This window comes from Bradyrhizobium paxllaeri (genome assembly GCF_001693515.2).
GTDB lineage: Bacteria > Pseudomonadota > Alphaproteobacteria > Rhizobiales > Xanthobacteraceae > Bradyrhizobium > Bradyrhizobium paxllaeri.
The window spans coordinates 5,354,246-5,371,255 of sequence record NZ_CP042968.1; the positions used below are offsets into that span (position 1 = coordinate 5,354,246).

Here is a 17,010-nt window from a genome sequence, read left to right on the forward strand (position 1 = left end):
GACGAACGAGCGGCGGATGACGCTGAACTGCATAAGCTGTCCGACGATTTGCGACGGTGGGCAGAGAGCTGGGCGCGCTCTGCCGTGGCTGGCGGAGGGGCAGCGGGCGCGACGCGCAGATTTGCGGGATTGTAACGCGGTCATGAGGTGTCGATCCTGATGACGGTCGCTGGAGCTGTCGGCCGATGCCGTGGCGTTGCGCCGCGTTCGAAGACCTCAATGATGATCATACGACCGCCGCAGCATGGACAGCTCGGCTTTTTGGGATCGACGGCGGCAGCGGTAGGCTGGTCGTCAGGTTTTGCAACGGCGAGCAGTTCACGGGCGCGGGCGATGTTGTCGGCACAAGCGCCTTTGGCGAACAGGCCGTAGTGGCGGATGCGGTGCAAGCCTTTGGGCAGGACGTGGATGAGGAAGCGACGGATGAACTCGTCGGTGGTGAGCGTCATGTGCTTGTATCGATCGCGGCCCTCGCTGCGGTAGTCCTTCCACTTGAAGGTGACGCCGCGATCGTCGAAGGCAATCAAGCGGCTGTTGGCGATGGCAACGCGGTGGGTGTAGCGCGACAGATAGGCCAGCACCGCCTCGGGTCCGCCGAACGGGCGCTTGGCGTAGACGATCCACTCGGCCTTGCGCAGCGGGGCGAGATAGGCCGCGAAGGATCGCGCATCGGCCAGATGGATGTTCTCGCCGAAGAAGCTGAGGCGGCCGGTCTGGTGGGCGGCGATGAGCTTCTCCAGGAACAATCGGCGGAACAGGCGGGAGAGCACGCGCACCGGGAGGAAGAAGCCCGGCCGGCAGGACACCCAGCGCTGGCCGTCGGGCGAGATGCCGCCACCCGGGACGATCATGTGCACATGCGGGTGATGGGTGAGCGCCGAGCCCCAGGTATGCAGCACGGAGGTGATGCCGATCTTGGCGCCCAGATGCTTCGGATCAGCGGCGATCGTCAGCATGGTCTCGGCCGAGACCTTGAACAGCAGGTCGTATATCACGGCCTTGTTCTGGTAGGCGATGTCGGCGATGGCCGCCGGCAGCGTGAACACCACGTGATAGTACGGCACCGGCAACAGCTCGGTCTCGCGGTCGGCAAGCCAGTCTTTCGCGGCGGCGCCTTGGCACTTCGGGCAATGCCGGTTGCGGCAGGAGTTGTAGGCGATCGTCGTATAGGCGCAGTCCGCGCAGCGCGCGACATGGCCGCCCAGCGCCGCCGTGCGACAGCGCTCGATCGCCGACATCACCTTCAACTGATCGAGGCTGACATGGCCGGCATGGGCTTGACGCCATGCCGGGCCATGGTTGCGGAAGATATCCGCAACCTCCAAGGCCGGGCGCGACACGAGCGGCCTGCGCGTCAGCTGGGCGGTCGGCTCTCCTTGAGCTTGAGCGCGATATGCTCCAGCGGGCTCATGACCTCGCTGATCGTCTTGGTGGCGACGCGGGTATAGAGCGCCGTGGTGTCGAGCTTGGCGTGACCGAGCAGCACCTGGATGACGCGGACATCGATGTTCTGCTCGAGCAGGTGGGTGGCGAAGCTGTGCCGCAAGGTGTGCAGCGAGACGCGCTTGCTGATCTCCGCCATCTGCGCGGCGGCATGACAGGCACGATTGAGCTGGCGCGTGGTCATCGGCTGCGCCGGATCGCGGCCCGGGAACAGCCAGCCCTGTGGGCGCGCCGCCTTCCACCAGGTCCGCAGCAGGTCGAGCAAGCTCGGCGACAGCATGACATTACGGTCCTTGCCGCCTTTGCCCTGCTCGACGCGGATGATCATGCGCTTGCTGTCGATGTCGGAGACCTTGAGCGAGACCACCTCGGTGGCGCGCAGACCGGCGCCGTAGGCCACGCTCAGTGCCGCCTTGCATTTGAGCCCCGGTGCAGCATCGAGTAGCCGCGCCACCTCCTCGACGCTAAGCACCACAGGGAGCTTGCGCGGCTCGTGAATGATATGGGTATGTTCGACGATCTCGTGCCGCTTCAGCGTGACCCGGAACAAGAACCGCAAGGTCGAGACGGTCTGGTTGATCGTCGGCACGCCAACACCGCTCGCCGTCAGGTGAAGTTGGTAGCGGCGGACATCCTCGAAGCTCGCCGTATCGGGTGATCGCCCGAGAAACGCAGCGAAGTTCTTGATTCTTTGCACGTAGTCATGTTGGGTCTTCGGCGCGAACTTGCGGATCGTCATGTCTTCGATCATGCGCCGGCGCAACGGGCTCACTGCCTCGTCGGTCATGGGGATGCTCCTGTCTTGAGTGAGGTTGTCGAACCCCTCGATCTCAAGGCAGGACGCCCCGTTGCGCTATCCTCTTGGCTCCGTCGCCAGCCGCGGCGCCCTACCGCGCGAGCGGTTTAGTCCTCTGGCGCATCGCGACATATTGCGCTAGCGGCACGAACTTGGTCGCTATCGGAGCAAAGCGGACGTGTCACAGTCACACGACGCCGCGGGGTTTATAGGTACACGGCCTCAGCCCCATCGTGAAGCTCATGTCTCTTGGATCATCATAAATCTGGACACGGTCTTCCAAAGGTTTCCTGCGAAGAGGACTAGAAGTTATGAACTGCTCAACGGCGCGGTCGGCGAGCCTCGGATTTCGGCGGCAGCCCCCCGCAATCGCTTTTGGAGCTGCGCCAGATCCTTGCGACGGACGCGAAGATGCGCGTACTGGTCGGGCATGGCCTGTTCGATCTTGCCATGCCCTATTTCGGCTCGAAGATGGTGCTCGATCAGTTGGCCGCCTACGCCTCAGCGCCGCGGATCAGACTCGTGTTTTTTCCAGGCGGTCACATGTTCCATTCACGCAACCCCTCGCGCCAGGCTTTTCGCACAGAGGTCGAAACGATGATCAGTTACGGGCGTGTGCTCATCGAGCCGGCCGCGAACTAAGTCACAAGCAGGTTCGGGTTTCGGGCGCGTATAGTAGATCAGCGCTTCTTAGTTCGAGACCGCACCTGGAATCGTACTCCACGGGCTACAGATAATAGACACTGCCACGGCTGACCTTAAAAATCCCGCCTGACGGCAGGGTGCAAGGAGAGAGGGGACCTGAAGTAGAGTTCCTGCTCGATGGTCGGAAGTTTGTCCGCGAATCAGGAAAGACGATGAGCAGACGTGCGCGCCGGCACCCGTCATTCGAGGCCAAGGTAGCGTTAGCCCTGATTTGAGGCGGGATGGAGCTGACCCAGCTGATTCAGCATTTCGACGTGCATGCGAAGCAGATCACGCAATGGAAGTCCAGCTTCAGGATGTGGGCCTAGGTAGTTGGTGCTGATCCCGGCAACAGAACTAGCGTATGCGCGATCGATGTAGAGACGCTGCACGCCACAATCGGGGAGCTGAGACTGGAGAACGATTTTTCAGAAGGCGCGCTTAGCAAAGCCCGGCTGCTGAGCGCAAAGCGAGGGGCGGCTATTGGTACTGCTGCTCAAAGGCAAAAGCTACCCTGAGCTGGCGGGTCACTCGCGCCAAAGCGCCAGTACCGTGTGCGGACGGTCGTGCGGCCTCAGTGCCAACGTGATTATTGGTACGTGCCCGCTGTTGCGCTGACAGTCAGTGTTGACGCCAAAACCTGATGGTACCACTATCGAAACCAACGATAATAGCTTGCTGCAAACGTTCGGCGTGGCAGGTCTCTGTCTATCGCGTGTATCGCCGCTGGGGTGAAAGACCCTATCGTACTGGCCAGAAGTGTGTCGGGCGGTGGACGCACTCAGCTTCGGGTCGAGATCGCCGGCTCTACGCTAGAAGGTCACCACTTATTTCCATTGTGGCCTGTTCGCGACCGCCTGGCTACCCGTCCGGCAGCGGCCCATTCGCGAGCCGGCTAATGAGACCTCGGCGAGCAAACGCGCTGATGTCGATTGGCCCGCCGGTGCACTTGTCGCTTTAACGACCCCACTCCTCGACATCACTTAATCCAAGTCGCTCAGATCATAGGCATGTTCTAGGAGGAAGCGGCCGGCATCTTCGATGAGATTGGCGGCGGCGCCATGTCTCCCAGCTCAGAGCAGTCACGGATGCGGGTCAGCTGGGATGCCGGCACCGCATTCGGCGCTCTCACCACTGTGCTGTTGTACGGTCTTAGATCCGGATCTGCTCAGCTCTTATTGATTTACCGCAAGGTGCCCTCCGCAAGACATCCATATTAATTGCCGTGGAATGTGGAGCGGAAGTGGCCACGTTACAGAACATAGGCCTCCGGCCTTCAGACATACGGTCTATCAGCCGATGGAGTTCGATCATTATCGCCGAGCTTGACGTCGATGCTCCTGCTTCCGGCCGTGGACTATAAGAAAGCGATGGCATGGCTTGACCACCGAACGCACTTTGCCGGCGAGAGCTGCGCTTGCCCCTACCCGGCGCCGACCCCCAGCAGCGTAGTTCGCGGACTGGCCTAGCGAACCGCCCCTGATGCCCCTGCAATTCCATCGCGCCGTCGAAAACATGGAGATATGGAGCGCAAGCAGCGACAAATATTCGTTCGTGATCAGCTTCCAGCGCCCCACCGGTCCTGGCTTTCGCGGAAGGTTGGGCTACGTCGCATCGTGGCGTCCGCTTCACCGGGGCCGGGGCGCGATCAGGGTTCTCGGCTTGCCCCTCCAAAGTTTCGCCGAGGCCGAGGCCGCCTGCAACACCATGCTGAATTATCTGAAGGACGACACTGATTCCAGTCGCTAGCAAATTTGAAGCCTCGCTGAAATGACGCGATCGCTCCGCCTGCCGCCCAGGATATCCGCACGATCAACTCGCAGCGCTCAAACCAGCCGTCTGAGGGTGCATCCCCGACAAAGAGGACAAAACAGTCGTCTGCACTTTGCGAATCCGCCAATACGTGCATGCTTAAGAAGGCCGCATGCAGGCGCTGACGGAGCTCGCTCGCGCCCTCGAGCCGTCTAGGGACGGGCGAGGATCCCATCGAAGGATCAACGGACCTTTTCTCTCTGACAAGGGAGCCACCGACTGAGTAGGCCGTTCACCGCCATCGGCTGACCGACTAGGATCATGTCAATCACTTCATGTCGGACCATCCGAACGTCGTCAGCCGGTCGCAGGTGGCGTATTGCAACGCGCAGCTCTCACGAATGTGCAATAATTGATGTGCTGAAGTTTGATGCACATAACAGAAACGCCTTGCTCAAGATCATTTTCTGCAGGCGGCATCGTGCCAACGCTGCATGGTCGAGGATCAACTGAGCCATCACCTCGTGAGGACCGCCTGCGCTCCAGCCGGCAGCTCCGGCCACGCGGTTACCAATAGCGTTGGCATCGTCTTCCTGACATGCTGTCTTGCGCGCCACGAGTCCCTCCCCGATCCTGGTTGCGAGAGGCTCCGGATGGCGCCAGAAACCAAGGCAGCTGCTGGCATTCGATCCCGAGGCGAGCTCGAGAATTGGAGAGAGCGCCGCAAGTGCGTCGACGCTGCGAAACGGCTGAACTGTCACAGGTTGAGGGTAAGGACCATATCCTCCGATCGAAGATCCATGCTGGAACCTACAGCAACGATCCGCTTGGGATCCATCCAGCGTGCAGCGAAAGACGGTAGCATCATCCTTGCCGACAGCTCCGTGAGTGAACTCGGCGACCAAACCAAGGAGGATGCCGATAAGAACCCTCGCGAAGGCCAGTCCTGTGGACGGCCTCAATTAAAACGAGGAAGGGCCTCACGGCGCGGTAGGCAATCGGCCGCTAATCTTGCTGCACAACCACATCCGCGCCACCAGCCGGCCAACGTGATCAGGGCAAATTCTAGCTTCAGGTGGTCCCAAAATTCGGTCTCGCCGCACCACGCCCCGAGAGCCAAACTGCTGCTGGATCCAGTGGCAGGTCAACCGGAGCCATCACTGTTCACGAATGAAACAGTGCTGCCCTTCAAGCGGCAACTAGGCTAAGACGACCTCGATGATCTTCAACCTGTGTTGCTGGAGCAAGCGGCCAAGCTGGCGCGTGACACACGATCCGACCAGAGTCTTCAAATACACCTTGATCAGATGGCGAGCTTCACATTGTCCCTTGGAGACAAACGCTTAGCGGCATCATCCTACTTCTTTATCGTGATCAAGCGCTACCAAATATGATAGGTATGACCTGTTGGTGGTTGTGATACTTTCCTGATGGTTCATGATCGAAGCTGAGTAGCATTGCAATCCTTTCAGGCCAGGAGATGTCGAATGCCCGCGATAACAACCGGAGACGAGAAACGCGAACGACAGACACGCCCAGAGCCCGCACTGGCGCCAGCATCAGCCTCTGATAAAGGTGGCGCCGCGCATGGCACTGGAGAATCGGCAGAAGCCGCATCGCGCATTTCACTTATGTTTCCGGTCTGGCAAACATCGATCGAAGCGACAGCAAATCTGTTCGCAGCGGCACTAAACGATGGACTCAAACTGATTGCTTCCTCTCTGCACGTTCAGGCCACTTATCTCAAAAATGTTGCCGACTCCAAAACTCCCTCTGACCTACTGAGGTGCCACCTGGATCTTGCGGAGCAATCCTGGTCGAAATCGTTCAGTCAAGGCTCGAAGATGTTGGATCACTTTAGAACGCACCCATTATCTGCGGTAAGGTAAGCTATCGCCAAGATCGAATAGGGACCGCGCTCTATTCCCTGCGGGGCGGTACATGCGGCTGGCGATCGTATAGAGCGCCTTCAATGGCTCCAACCGGACCCGTCCGCTACCGCCTATGATTGACTATGAATTCCACCTACCAGAGTTGCTTACGTTTGTACCTCCTAGCCACATTGACCGAGCGATCCACCCCTCGCAAATAGCACCTCAATGTAGTCCAGCGTAAAAGAGCGGGACCGCTAATCCAAACGATGCGTCGACAACCGGAGATAATCCCCTCACTGGGTGACCAACCGGCTTCGGTGCGCAACTTGGCTCACCTGCGTGATCACGATGCCTCTCCAGCTTGAGGGCGGCCTCGGCGAGCTGTACTTGCGCTCTACTGCCGCAATGATGGGGTGGACGGCCCCCGAACGGCATCGATGTGCCAGACTGAGAAGCCGCTCTTCAGCGCAGAGCGTTTCCACATCAATGTTGAGAAGGTCCTCGGCTTCGAGCAACGGGATAAAAGGTTCACGCGTCAGCATCTCTGCTCACGCGAAAGCACGTCACACTCTATCTGATCGTCTTCTCTATACATGATTGATTCGCCGCACTACCGCGCCAAACTGCGCGCTTCTAAGAGGGAGTGCGGTGGGTCGAGTTGCTTTCAGTTACCAGTTGAGCTGCTTAGTAGTTTCGTCAGCATCTGCCTGACAGGCCGACTCATAAACGGCCTTGTCATCCATCCGAATGCACCTACCGCCAATACGCTAACCGTAAAAAAGCCAAGCGCACTCCAAACAGCCATTTTCATTGTAGGTCCCTCCTGCTTCTGTTGAGTAGTTTGGCCCAAAACGTCCTGCGAGGCACCTACCAAAATTGGCTAGGGGCGGGTATCAACGTTGCGCTGTGGTTGCCGAACACGTTGGTTGCGATGTTAGCAAGTGAACACGGGAACACTTGGAGTCCGAGATGGCGACCCGCGCACGTATTCGTTGCATTTAAAAGAGGCATCAGAACAGCGCTCCGACGCGCGACACAGTCTTGCCGCGGATGATCCACGTCGCGCCCGGATCGATGTCGACGAAGCAGATCAGCCACATATCGACCCATTTTTCTTCATCGGTCCGCAAGACGCCCGGCGGCTTGCGATCATAGATCATGCGGCGCTCCTGGCTTTTACTTATTCGGCGGCGTGCTGCTCTCGTGCGTTTTCGCATACTCCTTCCGGCTGATAGCGTTTCGGTGAAGCCGTCGAGCGCGCTGTCGACGCCTCGATGATGGCTTGGAGCCGCATCTTCATCACGTGCGCCATCAGTTCAGATCCTTCAGCCAGTCTGTCCGCAGCTCCGGCGGTTGCAGCCGAGACTGAAAGGCCCCTCTTCGCTATTAGCTCGGCCGAATGCTGGGTGCGCCTTCGTTTACTTAGTTGATTCATTGACGTGATTTGTCGTGCGTCGCTGAGAATTTTCAGCGCCACGTAAGAAGCGCGTGCTGTTCATTCTGTTTCCGCAGCGCGGCTTTGTGCCTCGCAAGCACCATCGCCGGCCGCCCTATTCTTTCTCGCGAGTGGCTACGCGGGGGTACCTGCTCGTCAGTATAGTCCTCAACGATCAATTCCATCTCTGTGGATGTAAGTTGCCGGAATTGCCGAGCCTTGCGATCAGCTATGACCTTTATCTCATCAAACTCAGTCGACATTCTTTGAGCCATTGAATTCACCAAGTCAGCAGCAGCACAATCGGTTGCGTACACAAGTAAGGTAGCCAGTCCGGTGGACAGCCCCTGATTCAGGTAGGTGAATCAAACACGAAAAGACCGCGTTCTTCTGTGCATGCGGTCTCACATGCGGCGTCACGCCAATAGCGGGAAGATTGGCCACATGATCGGCGCGGTGCCACTTGCTGCGCAACCCTGCCGGCTACAGCCTGCCCATGCCGGTTCTCCATGCTGGCGTGGAAATTTCCGCCACTATCATCGTCGCCGCTGCCGTCCTTGGGGCGAAAGGCTCTTCTATGAAGCTAGAGGCTTCGATCAGCGTTCCGATCTACCCGAGAAGTGCTCGCCAACAGCTGCGCCTTGACCTGCGGATGGTTCAGAAGCCGGGTCATGAAGTGCGTGGTTCTTGGTGAAGCTGGTCAGGTCGCGGACGGGATCGTCGGGCGAGAGCCCCATGAACTGGCCATGCAAAGGATTGCAGACCAGTTTGCTCGATCAACTGACGCTCACAGCGATGCGTAGAACACGTTCAGCAGCAAGGCACTCAACAATTGCTCCGCACGGATCAATGACCCCCTCCCTCGCATAGAACCTCCCAAGGCCGCTTCAAGTCACTAAAAAGAAACCGCTCTGATCCGCCCTGCAACGCATGATCATTGCCACCGATTCGAGATGACAAAGTGAATCGTCAAGTCGGCTTGCTGAGGGTAAACTGCGTCGCGTTCGCATTCCCCACGGGCAAGCGCTGCGTCGGCAACCGCGATGCGCATGTCTAAATTATCGCGGTCCAGCTTGGTGACGCGTTAATAATGTGCGCTGCGAATCTTGCAGGCTTCATCGAAAGCAACGTTGACGGCCGGGAAATTGATATCTTTCATGGGCTGCCTGAGGCTAATGAGGAAAGGGCCGTGCGGATTGACGCAGTCGACACGTGCTCCTCCGGTTGCCTAAGGTCGCGCTTGGATCAAATCGGCTCTATCCCTTAGCGACGGAGTTCATTTCTGCAGACAATTTCGGCCATAGCTCTGCCTCCGATGAGCTAAAGGTTTGGTTCTTGAGCGCGTACATTACAAACTAGGTTTCGAGTTGCTCATGAATATCAATTACATTCCAAACCTATTTTGCGCTGGAATCATGATTCCGATTTGCTCCTCGGACGGCGGCGATGTGCTCACATTTCTGGCGAAGCTCTTCTGCGCAGCACAGGAGTCAGACGGTAGGCTGCTGCGCACCATGCGCGCGCAGAGGTTCGAACGTGCTAGCGACACACATGTACTGCAAATCTGCGATTGCGAATTTGTGACTCAGGACACTAGCTCCGCTTCAACACCATAACTAGGCGGTCGACACGTTTGCCTTCCTTCAGATGGGACGCGATGATTTCGTCGATATCCTCGGCGGTGGTCGGGCGGTACCAGATGCCGTCAGGATAAATCACCATTAAGGGACCTGCGCTGCAAAAGCCGAGGCAGCCCGCCGCCGTGAAGCCGACATCGCTGAGACCTTGTGCTTCGATCGCCTTGCTCATCCTGTCCCACAGGACTTGCGCGCCGGCCGCGCCGCAGCTGCCGTGCGGATGTGTTGGCGGACGCTGGACGTGACAAGCAAAGACATGATGTCTGTAGAGTTGAGGAAGCTCGAATTCCATTTCTGAGTTCATGCGCCTGCCATTCGTGCGATTGGGTTCATCTGAAGAGAGACAAGGTAGGAGTGCATCGCCCCTAGGGCTGAGGGTGTCTGAGCAAAGTCGTGAAGCACCGCACCCATTGTCCCGTTGAGCGGCGCATACACAATCTGATGCTGCTTTGGCTCTTTACTGTGAAAGCACGCTGAATGACGCGGGCGCCGCAATGATCGCCCTCGCCGCCAAGATATGTCACGGACACCTCCAGCTTCGGAAAGGCCTTTCCGATCAGGGCTGCAATGGCTGGTCCGATCATCGCCATCTTCCTTTGCTCCCGCGTTGCCTGTCTGCTCCATCATCCGTCTTCATGCAAGCTTCGAACCAAGATGCCGGAGGTCGTGCTTCTGCGCCGATCGTTCTCAATCTGCCGAAGTAGAACTACCAGTCATTGTCACGTTGGCTACAGAAACGATCTCTTCTGTGGCGGACGTGACAAACATCGAGCCGCACACGCGGATCGCAGCTTTTCGGCAGCGGGGCCAAACTAGCCGGAAGATCTCCGTTCTTCCGGATGGCCCGGCTCTTGCAATGTCACGCGGCAGGAGGATTGTAGCGATTACCATGACTGTCGTCTTCTCGCAGGAGCCTATGCATTTCGGCGATCTTCCCGATGGGATCGATGCTTTGCTGCAACAAGGCTTGATCCGGCGCGAACCGACCGCATCTTTCGGCAAGCGCTGGACCTTCCGACGAGAGGCATGTGATCACCGAGCTTGGCTTACGCGAGATCGCAAGCCAAGCCGGCTAGGAGCCCGACTGGCGCCGATGGCAAACCGCAATCAGCGATGCCAGTGGCGCCGACCCTTCACGCTGTACGCCTTGAGGGCGCCTGCCTTCGATCAATTGATTCCTGAGGCGGAGACCTCGATTACAGGACTACGGTCAACGGATAAGCCCTTTGAATTGCCGCGCGTGACTGGGGTTGTACTTCGCAAGGGTGTTCCCCACTCCCCCTACGCGCACGGCCAATCTGGTTTCGGCGAGTCTGAAAGAACTCCCGATAATGGATCGTTATCTCCCTAACGGTCCTGTTGCGTCTGGGCCCAAACATCCCCCTCCAGCCCAGACGGAGCCCTCGGCGGCGTCGAGACCGCCGGGGGCTTTCTAGCATGCCTTGGATGTCATTAGCACCTGCTCGGTCACGGCGCCGCCACAAGGGCGCATGTCATCGGGAGCAAAGGCCGGGCCCGGCTTCATCCGAGCAAAAGCGGCTGGCTTCCAAGTTCGCCACGTTGCCGGCCTGCCTCACTTCGTAAACAGCGTGGAACCGTGCAGCTCGCGCTCACCCGCACGCGACTTGTGGATCTCGCATATGGAGAGGAGCAGCCGCCAATTCTCTTAAAGCACGCCGGCGTCTTATCGCACGCCAAGAGCGAACAGAAAGACAAAGGGCAAGCGCGACGAGTCCCACCTACTCTTTAGGGTGCGCCATCTTTCATCATACCGGGTTGCCGGGCTGGTTGCGTCTCCAGTCGGCGAGCGTTGACAGCGCGAGGTCGAGCTCGGCGCGCGCGGATTCGTTGTCACTTGTCTCCTGCCATACGAGGCGCATCCAGGCGAGCCAGGGATCGCGCTCGGCGCCGCCGATGAAAGAATCGAGATAACGCTGGCCCGCTGAAATGGCTCTTCTCGGGCGCATATAGCCTTGGCCCGCCCTTCAGTCGGTGAGATAGCACTTGAACATCTCCTGGTGACTGGTTGATAACCTTCATGTTGGCGCGAAGGTTTGGTCGCAATTCATCGCCCGGTCGTTGGGTAGCGCATGGTGGTTGTGAGCGTACGAATTCCTTCTGTACGTTATTCCCGAAACTAGGCACTCGCACTCGTACTTCTGGTATCTACCGCTACACTTCCCATTGTTGTCGCCCTCTCTCTCGTCTTGTTAACCGCGTGAGATTCAACGGCGTCTGGCAGGACATCACAAAGGGATTATCTTGGCGGCGTCCGGATTGGCCGGTGCGTTCGCCGGTGCCTTGAAGCCATTCGCGTGACAGGGGCCAAGTGCTTTTTTGCGGTCAGGTTAACGAGCTGACAGCTGAAGGAGTTGAAGTTGGTCCTGCCAACGGGAGTTCAACCCGCGAAATCCAGCGTTGAAAGCGCCGACCATTTAGCACCAGGGGATGGCAGGATGGTCGAGCTGTCCGCATCGAACCGAACATCTCCCTGTTTGGAAGACAGGCACGCAGCCCACTACGCCACGCCGCAAAACTTGGTCGTGTCTCAGTTGGCTAGCGCAAGGAGGGGAATAATGGCCTATTATTTGTTGGATACACCTGTCCTAGCTGCGGTTTTGAAACAGACACAACCAATTGCGACGGTGCGACGGGATTGTTATATGGAATGATGAAGATCGTGATTCCGCTCATTACGCTGGTTGCGGAAGAACAATTTCGACGATCACTTGCCGCGAGTGCGAGCGGACTTTTGGTCTCTGATCTAGATTCTCCAAACTAATACACTACCTAAAATTTTATCGACCTGAAATGAATTTGGTTGTATGGAACATCACGTTCTACCTCTCAACCGAAAGACAAGAATGGTTCAGATCTCAGGATCTGTCTTGGTCAATGTCACCGGTTTAGCCGCGGCTGGCACGGTAAGCGCACCCGGCCTGAGGGTTGGTGATCGCGTCATCCAGGCGACCGCCGCCTCACTCGACGGAAACGTCAACATCTTCGAGGCGGTCGTTACCGTCGATGACGAACTGCAACAGTTTGGGGCCTTCGGGTCTGCGGTGCCGTTCGAGATCCTGGCGCTGCGCCTTTGATCCTTTAGAAATTCGATCTATGGCGCAGGGCGCGGGAATCCTTCTCATGGCTCGTGGCCAGAAACATGATCTCCGGTATATTATCGCCGGGAACTCTATGGAGAGTGCAGGCATGGCGAAAGAACCTGATGGTCTCGAGCGTGTCGGAGAGATCGAGATCGACGAGTCGGCTGCGATCACAGTTGAGCAGATCGACGACGAGATAACCGTCGCTATTGCGAGCATTGTGGGCGTTCATTTTCAGGTGACGGCGGATCAGGCGCTTAAGCTCTCTCGCGCCCTGGCTGTGGCCGCCGAGAGTGCGGCTAAATTCCGTGCATCAACCGAGACGTAGGAGCGGAGAGTATAGGGAATCGAACCTGTGCGTCCCGAAGGACTCAACGCGTTAGCACCGCGTTGGCTTACCCGTTCGGCCCACTCTCCGAACTGAGCGAAGTTAACGTTTGAAGGTACTTGACGGGAATTGCGGCCAGACCTCATGATCATCGCCGTTGGGACGAGCGATCTTTAAGATTGGGCCCCAACACTCCTCGCCAGAGCAAAAGATGCCGGGGCGTGCTCTCGCCAGCCCACCACGTTCCCACTTTATGGTGATCGTGGACGGAGTCGAACCGGCATCCTCCGATTTAGGAACCAGCGCTCTGTCTAGTTGAGCTACACGACCATCGATTGTTTCTCCGGCGCAGGGGTGTCGAGGTTTTTTTGAACAGAGCGGGAGTCGAATCCACCTGTCCGGTTTTTTAGACCGTACCCTAACCGCCTGGGTCTCTCGCCAAACGACGAGTTCTAAAGCCACAGATTATTTGTATTTTTCGCGCGCAATCGGTGCCTCGGCCGCAATATTGGAGGTCAAAGGAGAATGTTTCTCATGCCAAACCTTTGGACTGGATCGCAGTGGAAGGTAACGAACAAAGGCGTCGACACCATCGACAATAGATATTTTATCGAGAAAAGGCGTTCACGACGACGAAGGCGGGTGGACGTGGGAAGATCAGATGGACGAAAAGGGCTGGGTCGACATGGCCGACTTTCGCCGCGCCATGGCCTTCGCCCGGACCAAGTGGCCCAAAAAGTAATGGCTGCGCGCACAGGAGGCGAACCAGTCTGAGCGTCCTAGCCGATCGGCCGGCGCGCGATGATGGTCTGGACAGCGTGCTCCGACCACCCGCCACGCGGTGCTCTTCCACACGAGCTTTACCCAGGGAAAATCGCGCCCCCGGCAGGAGCCAATCCTGCATGCTCCAGTTGCGGTACTTGTGCTTCGTACGCGCAGCGCATGACTCCGCGAGCGTGCCCGGGCCATGATCTCTCACCCGTTCGAAAGCAGCGACAGGCGCAGGACTGGCGAATGTTCATGAGAACGATGGCGCTTTCCCAAAAGACTGCTGAGCCAAGGTCATGAGATCATGTCTGTTAATCCGGATGGATTATAATGTCCATGGTTTCGTCGCTGTCCTCAAACGGATCGGCAAACCCCTTGTCCTCTACCAGCTTCACGCCACACAGGCAGACCTCGCCGTCGATCACGGCGAGCGCGACCGGCTCAAGGGCTTTTCCGTTGCAGGGGCCATCGATGCAAAACCCGCTATCGATCTCGAACGTCGCACCGTGCCGGCCGCATCTAATAAAGGCGCGGTCCGACGAGAAAAATCCTCCGGCGCCGATGTTGAGCCAGACGCCGTCATGCGGGCAGCGGTTGACATAGCCGTGGTAGGCGTTTCCGAATGTCCGCACCACGACAATCGGAAACGGCCGGCTCTCGCCGCTTTCATCGATCCGCGACAGGCAAAAGCCCTTCGCGCCGCCACGCTCGATTAGATCGGCGTGACAAATGGCGAACACCTCAATCTCTTGGCTGCCCATGTCGCGATGCTCCCTTGGCTCATGCTCTCGTCACGCTTTCCTGCCTGAAGGCGTCGACGACGGCACGGGTCAGCCGAAGCGCGCCAAAATCCACCGGCCAGCTCCTGGCAGGCATCGACGGCGCGCTGAGAATGCCAGAACCAAAGCGCGCCGCGAAGCCGGCCGGCGCTCACCAACCTGCACCGCTGTCCCGTTCAGGAACAATGATCTATTGCGAAATCCATTTGCCTTCTCTGCTATTTAACCCCGAGCCTGAACAAACCCGAGCTGAATCCCAAGGGCTCGATTCATGTTTTCGTTACGAGCACCTTGGGCTCGCGGGCGAGCCGGAAGGGCCGCTTTCGAGCTTCTCATTCTCTTCGCTCGCTCTTCGCGCTTGCCATCGAGAGTTCCTTGCGGCCTCGTTGGCCCCTAGTCTGCCGCCTGCATTTGTCTGGAGTATTCGGGTTCTGCAGCACCGCCAACAGTGATGTAGCCTGAATGATCTCCATTATCTTGTCCCAATATGAGACCGTGACTGTCATTCAAGCCTTCCCTTCGTCGCATTGAATTCTTCGGCTCAATAAATTGCTGCGCCAGCGCCGATGTTGATTGACGCATCCTTCACCGTCTCCACGATGAACTCAATTTGGTCGCTGGTCAGATGGGTGTGAAATGGCAGTGCCAGGGCGCGATCGGCGATCTTTTCAGTGACCAGGAAATCGCCATGCCGATAGCCGAGATCAAAATAATGCCGCTGCAAATGCAACGGATGGCAATAGGCGGCGGCCTCGACCTGCTCGACGCGCAGGTCATCGACGATGGCATCGCGGCTGGAACGCGTGAAGCGCGTCCCGAGATGGACGAGATAGAGGAACCAGTTCACGCCGGTCGCATCGGGAGCCACATAGGGCGGCTTGATACCCTCAAAGGATTGCATATGCGCATTGTAGAGCTGTTCGGCGAGCCGGCGCCGCTCCAGGATTTCCCCGAGGCGCCTTAGCTGCGCAAGGCCCAGCGCAGCTGTGAGATCGCTCATGCCGGCCTGGTGGGGCGCTGCGCTGCTGATGACAACGGAGGAGCGTTCATCCAGCCGATGTGCGCGATGGCGACGTAAGCCAACGGCCAAGTCGATATCATCGGTCACCACCATCCCGCCTTCACCGCAGGTCAGGGCCAGTGGCTGGGCGAAGTCGAACACGGCCATATCGCCAAAACGGCCGACGAGCTCGCCCTTGTATCGCGATCCGATCGCTTCGGTCGAATCCTCCAGGAGCGGCAGCTGATGGCGCTGCGCGATCGCGCGCAGCTCCGACCATGGCGCTGGATGGCCATTGGGGTTGCCACCTATTATCGCCCGCGTGTTGGCCGTGACACGCTCTTCGACCTTCGCCGGAGCCAAGGCTCCCGACCAATAGTCGACGTCGGCAAACACGGCCCGCGCGCCCACTAGACTGATCGCATGCACCGTCTCGCGAAACGAATAAGGCGAGGCAATCACCTCCTGCCCGGGTCCGACGCCGAGCGCTTTTAGCGCAAGCAAGAGCCCGATCGTGCCGCTGGGGACGGCAACGGCATATTTGCGGCCAAGATAGGTGGCAAAGGCTTTCTCGAAGACGTCAGTGATCGGTCCATTGGAGACTCGCGGCGAACACAGCAGCGCTTCAACGGCAGAGAGCTCGGCGGAGGTGATATCGGGATCGGAGAGTGGAATGAAGGAAACATCGGCCTCGGCCGCGTCTGCACCATCGTCGCAATGCCCTGCGAGTCCAACGCCGGTCACCGCCCAGTACTCCTTGCCGCCAGCAGGATGCCAATCGCCCGCGCAGGATCGGTCGTGATCTGCACGCAGCGATCGCAGCCATCGATCAGATGCAGGTCGAAATGCGGAAAGCTCCTGAACGGCCGCTCCGTCACGTCAGAGGCATCACAGCGCGTTACGGCGAGCTGCGGAAAGCGGCGCCGCAGCTCGGAGAATGAGCTCGCATCAAGCTTCGCTTCCGCAAGCACGCGTTCGATTTCGATCAGTTCGTCTGTGCCAAGCGGCATCGCGGCTACCATATAACTGGTTCCAAAATCAGCTTCATTGCCAGAACAGCCGCTCGGGATCGGTGTTCAATTCTTCGATTGCGGAGGTCAGGCGGTAGTAGATGCTATAAAACTCCCAGAGTCCGTTTGCGTGGTTCTTTCGAAACAGCTTCCACATCCCGTTCACCGTGTCATAGTGGACTAGCGCGACGTCGATGAGGCCGCCGTCCTTATCGATATTGTGAGAGCAGCAGGGACTCTCGATCAGATAGCCACCCCTCACCGGTTTCACATTCGGCGAGACATAGCGATAGCGCTGGCGCGAGCTCAAGGCGCGCTCGATCCGCTTGCAATCGAGCTCGTTCGGATGAGGATTAATCCCGATCCCTACTTTTCTCATTACCGCGGCATTCATTGCGAACGG

13 protein-coding genes, 3 tRNA genes and 2 pseudogenes are annotated in these 17,010 nt (G+C 58.4%); 5 read left to right on the forward strand and 13 right to left on the reverse strand.

Annotated features, from left to right (window positions below; translation table 11 throughout):
* Window positions 1–140: 140 nt before the first annotated feature.
* Together LMTR21_RS25610 and LMTR21_RS25615 are read right to left on the reverse strand one after the other, a co-directional pair.
* A complete protein-coding gene (locus tag LMTR21_RS25610) occupies window positions 141–1,340 on the reverse strand; it encodes an IS91 family transposase (RefSeq protein WP_065756975.1) in 1,200 nt (399 codons plus the stop codon).
* A gap of 14 nt (window positions 1,341–1,354) precedes the next feature.
* Window positions 1,355–2,230: a tyrosine-type recombinase/integrase gene (locus tag LMTR21_RS25615; RefSeq protein WP_187399165.1), complete on the reverse strand. Its 876-nt coding sequence runs from the start codon at window positions 2,228–2,230 to the stop codon at window positions 1,355–1,357.
* A gap of 316 nt (window positions 2,231–2,546) precedes the next feature.
* Between LMTR21_RS25615 and LMTR21_RS25620 the strand changes: the two are divergent.
* Together LMTR21_RS25620 and LMTR21_RS41130 are read left to right on the forward strand one after the other, a co-directional pair.
* Window positions 2,547–2,881, forward strand: a pseudogene (locus LMTR21_RS25620) (hypothetical protein); the annotation flags it as partial.
* A gap of 215 nt (window positions 2,882–3,096) precedes the next feature.
* Window positions 3,097–3,365 (forward strand): annotated as a pseudogene (locus tag LMTR21_RS41130) (IS3 family transposase); the annotation flags it as partial.
* 1,705 nt (window positions 3,366–5,070) lie between these two features.
* Here LMTR21_RS41130 and LMTR21_RS25630 read toward each other — a convergent pair.
* Window positions 5,071–5,292 (reverse strand): hypothetical protein, encoded by a 222-nt coding sequence (locus LMTR21_RS25630; RefSeq protein ID WP_141688544.1) that lies wholly within the window; start codon window positions 5,290–5,292, stop codon window positions 5,071–5,073.
* A gap of 870 nt (window positions 5,293–6,162) precedes the next feature.
* Between LMTR21_RS25630 and LMTR21_RS25635 the strand changes: the two genes are divergently transcribed.
* Window positions 6,163–6,564: a hypothetical protein gene (locus LMTR21_RS25635; protein WP_084030884.1), complete on the forward strand. Its 402-nt coding sequence runs from the start codon at window positions 6,163–6,165 to the stop codon at window positions 6,562–6,564.
* 995 nt (window positions 6,565–7,559) lie between these two features.
* Here LMTR21_RS25635 and LMTR21_RS40300 read toward each other — a convergent pair.
* From LMTR21_RS40300 to LMTR21_RS25660, 4 genes are all read right to left on the reverse strand, one after another.
* Entirely contained in the window at window positions 7,560–7,709 is a 150-nt protein-coding gene (locus tag LMTR21_RS40300; RefSeq protein ID WP_187399192.1) for a hypothetical protein, read from the reverse strand.
* A gap of 1,868 nt (window positions 7,710–9,577) precedes the next feature.
* Window positions 9,578–9,925 (reverse strand): (2Fe-2S) ferredoxin domain-containing protein, encoded by a 348-nt coding sequence (locus LMTR21_RS25645; protein ID WP_065755474.1) that lies wholly within the window; start codon window positions 9,923–9,925, stop codon window positions 9,578–9,580.
* A 1,462-nt stretch (window positions 9,926–11,387) separates the two neighbouring features.
* Entirely contained in the window at window positions 11,388–11,588 is a 201-nt protein-coding gene (locus LMTR21_RS25655) for a globin family protein (protein WP_065755475.1), read from the reverse strand.
* 412 nt (window positions 11,589–12,000) lie between these two features.
* Window positions 12,001–12,077: transfer RNA gene (locus LMTR21_RS25660), tRNA-Glu, on the reverse strand.
* Window positions 12,078–12,509: 432 nt separating this feature from the next.
* Between LMTR21_RS25660 and LMTR21_RS25665 the strand changes: the two genes are divergently transcribed.
* Both LMTR21_RS25665 and LMTR21_RS25670 read left to right on the forward strand, forming a co-directional pair.
* Window positions 12,510–12,716 (forward strand): hypothetical protein, encoded by a 207-nt coding sequence (locus tag LMTR21_RS25665; protein WP_187399193.1) that lies wholly within the window; start codon window positions 12,510–12,512, stop codon window positions 12,714–12,716.
* 112 nt (window positions 12,717–12,828) lie between these two features.
* A complete protein-coding gene (locus LMTR21_RS25670) occupies window positions 12,829–13,050 on the forward strand; it encodes a hypothetical protein (protein WP_065755502.1) in 222 nt (73 codons plus the stop codon).
* Between the two features lie 3 nt (window positions 13,051–13,053).
* Here the strand turns inward: LMTR21_RS25670 and LMTR21_RS25675 are convergent.
* The 6 genes from LMTR21_RS25675 to LMTR21_RS25705 form a co-directional block, all read right to left on the reverse strand.
* Window positions 13,054–13,139, reverse strand: a tRNA-Ser gene (locus tag LMTR21_RS25675).
* A gap of 165 nt (window positions 13,140–13,304) precedes the next feature.
* A tRNA-OTHER gene (locus tag LMTR21_RS25680) sits at window positions 13,305–13,380 on the reverse strand.
* A 749-nt stretch (window positions 13,381–14,129) separates the two neighbouring features.
* Complete coding sequence (locus LMTR21_RS25685; protein WP_065755477.1) at window positions 14,130–14,579, reverse strand: Rieske (2Fe-2S) protein; 450 nt, start codon at window positions 14,577–14,579, stop codon at window positions 14,130–14,132.
* 559 nt (window positions 14,580–15,138) lie between these two features.
* A complete protein-coding gene (locus LMTR21_RS25695; protein WP_246175780.1) occupies window positions 15,139–16,272 on the reverse strand; it encodes a DegT/DnrJ/EryC1/StrS family aminotransferase in 1,134 nt (377 codons plus the stop codon).
* 65 nt (window positions 16,273–16,337) lie between these two features.
* A complete protein-coding gene (locus LMTR21_RS25700; protein WP_065755503.1) occupies window positions 16,338–16,607 on the reverse strand; it encodes a DUF6129 family protein in 270 nt (89 codons plus the stop codon).
* A gap of 34 nt (window positions 16,608–16,641) precedes the next feature.
* Entirely contained in the window at window positions 16,642–17,001 is a 360-nt protein-coding gene (locus LMTR21_RS25705; protein WP_065755479.1) for a DUF3024 domain-containing protein, read from the reverse strand.
* Window positions 17,002–17,010 lie beyond the last annotated feature (9 nt).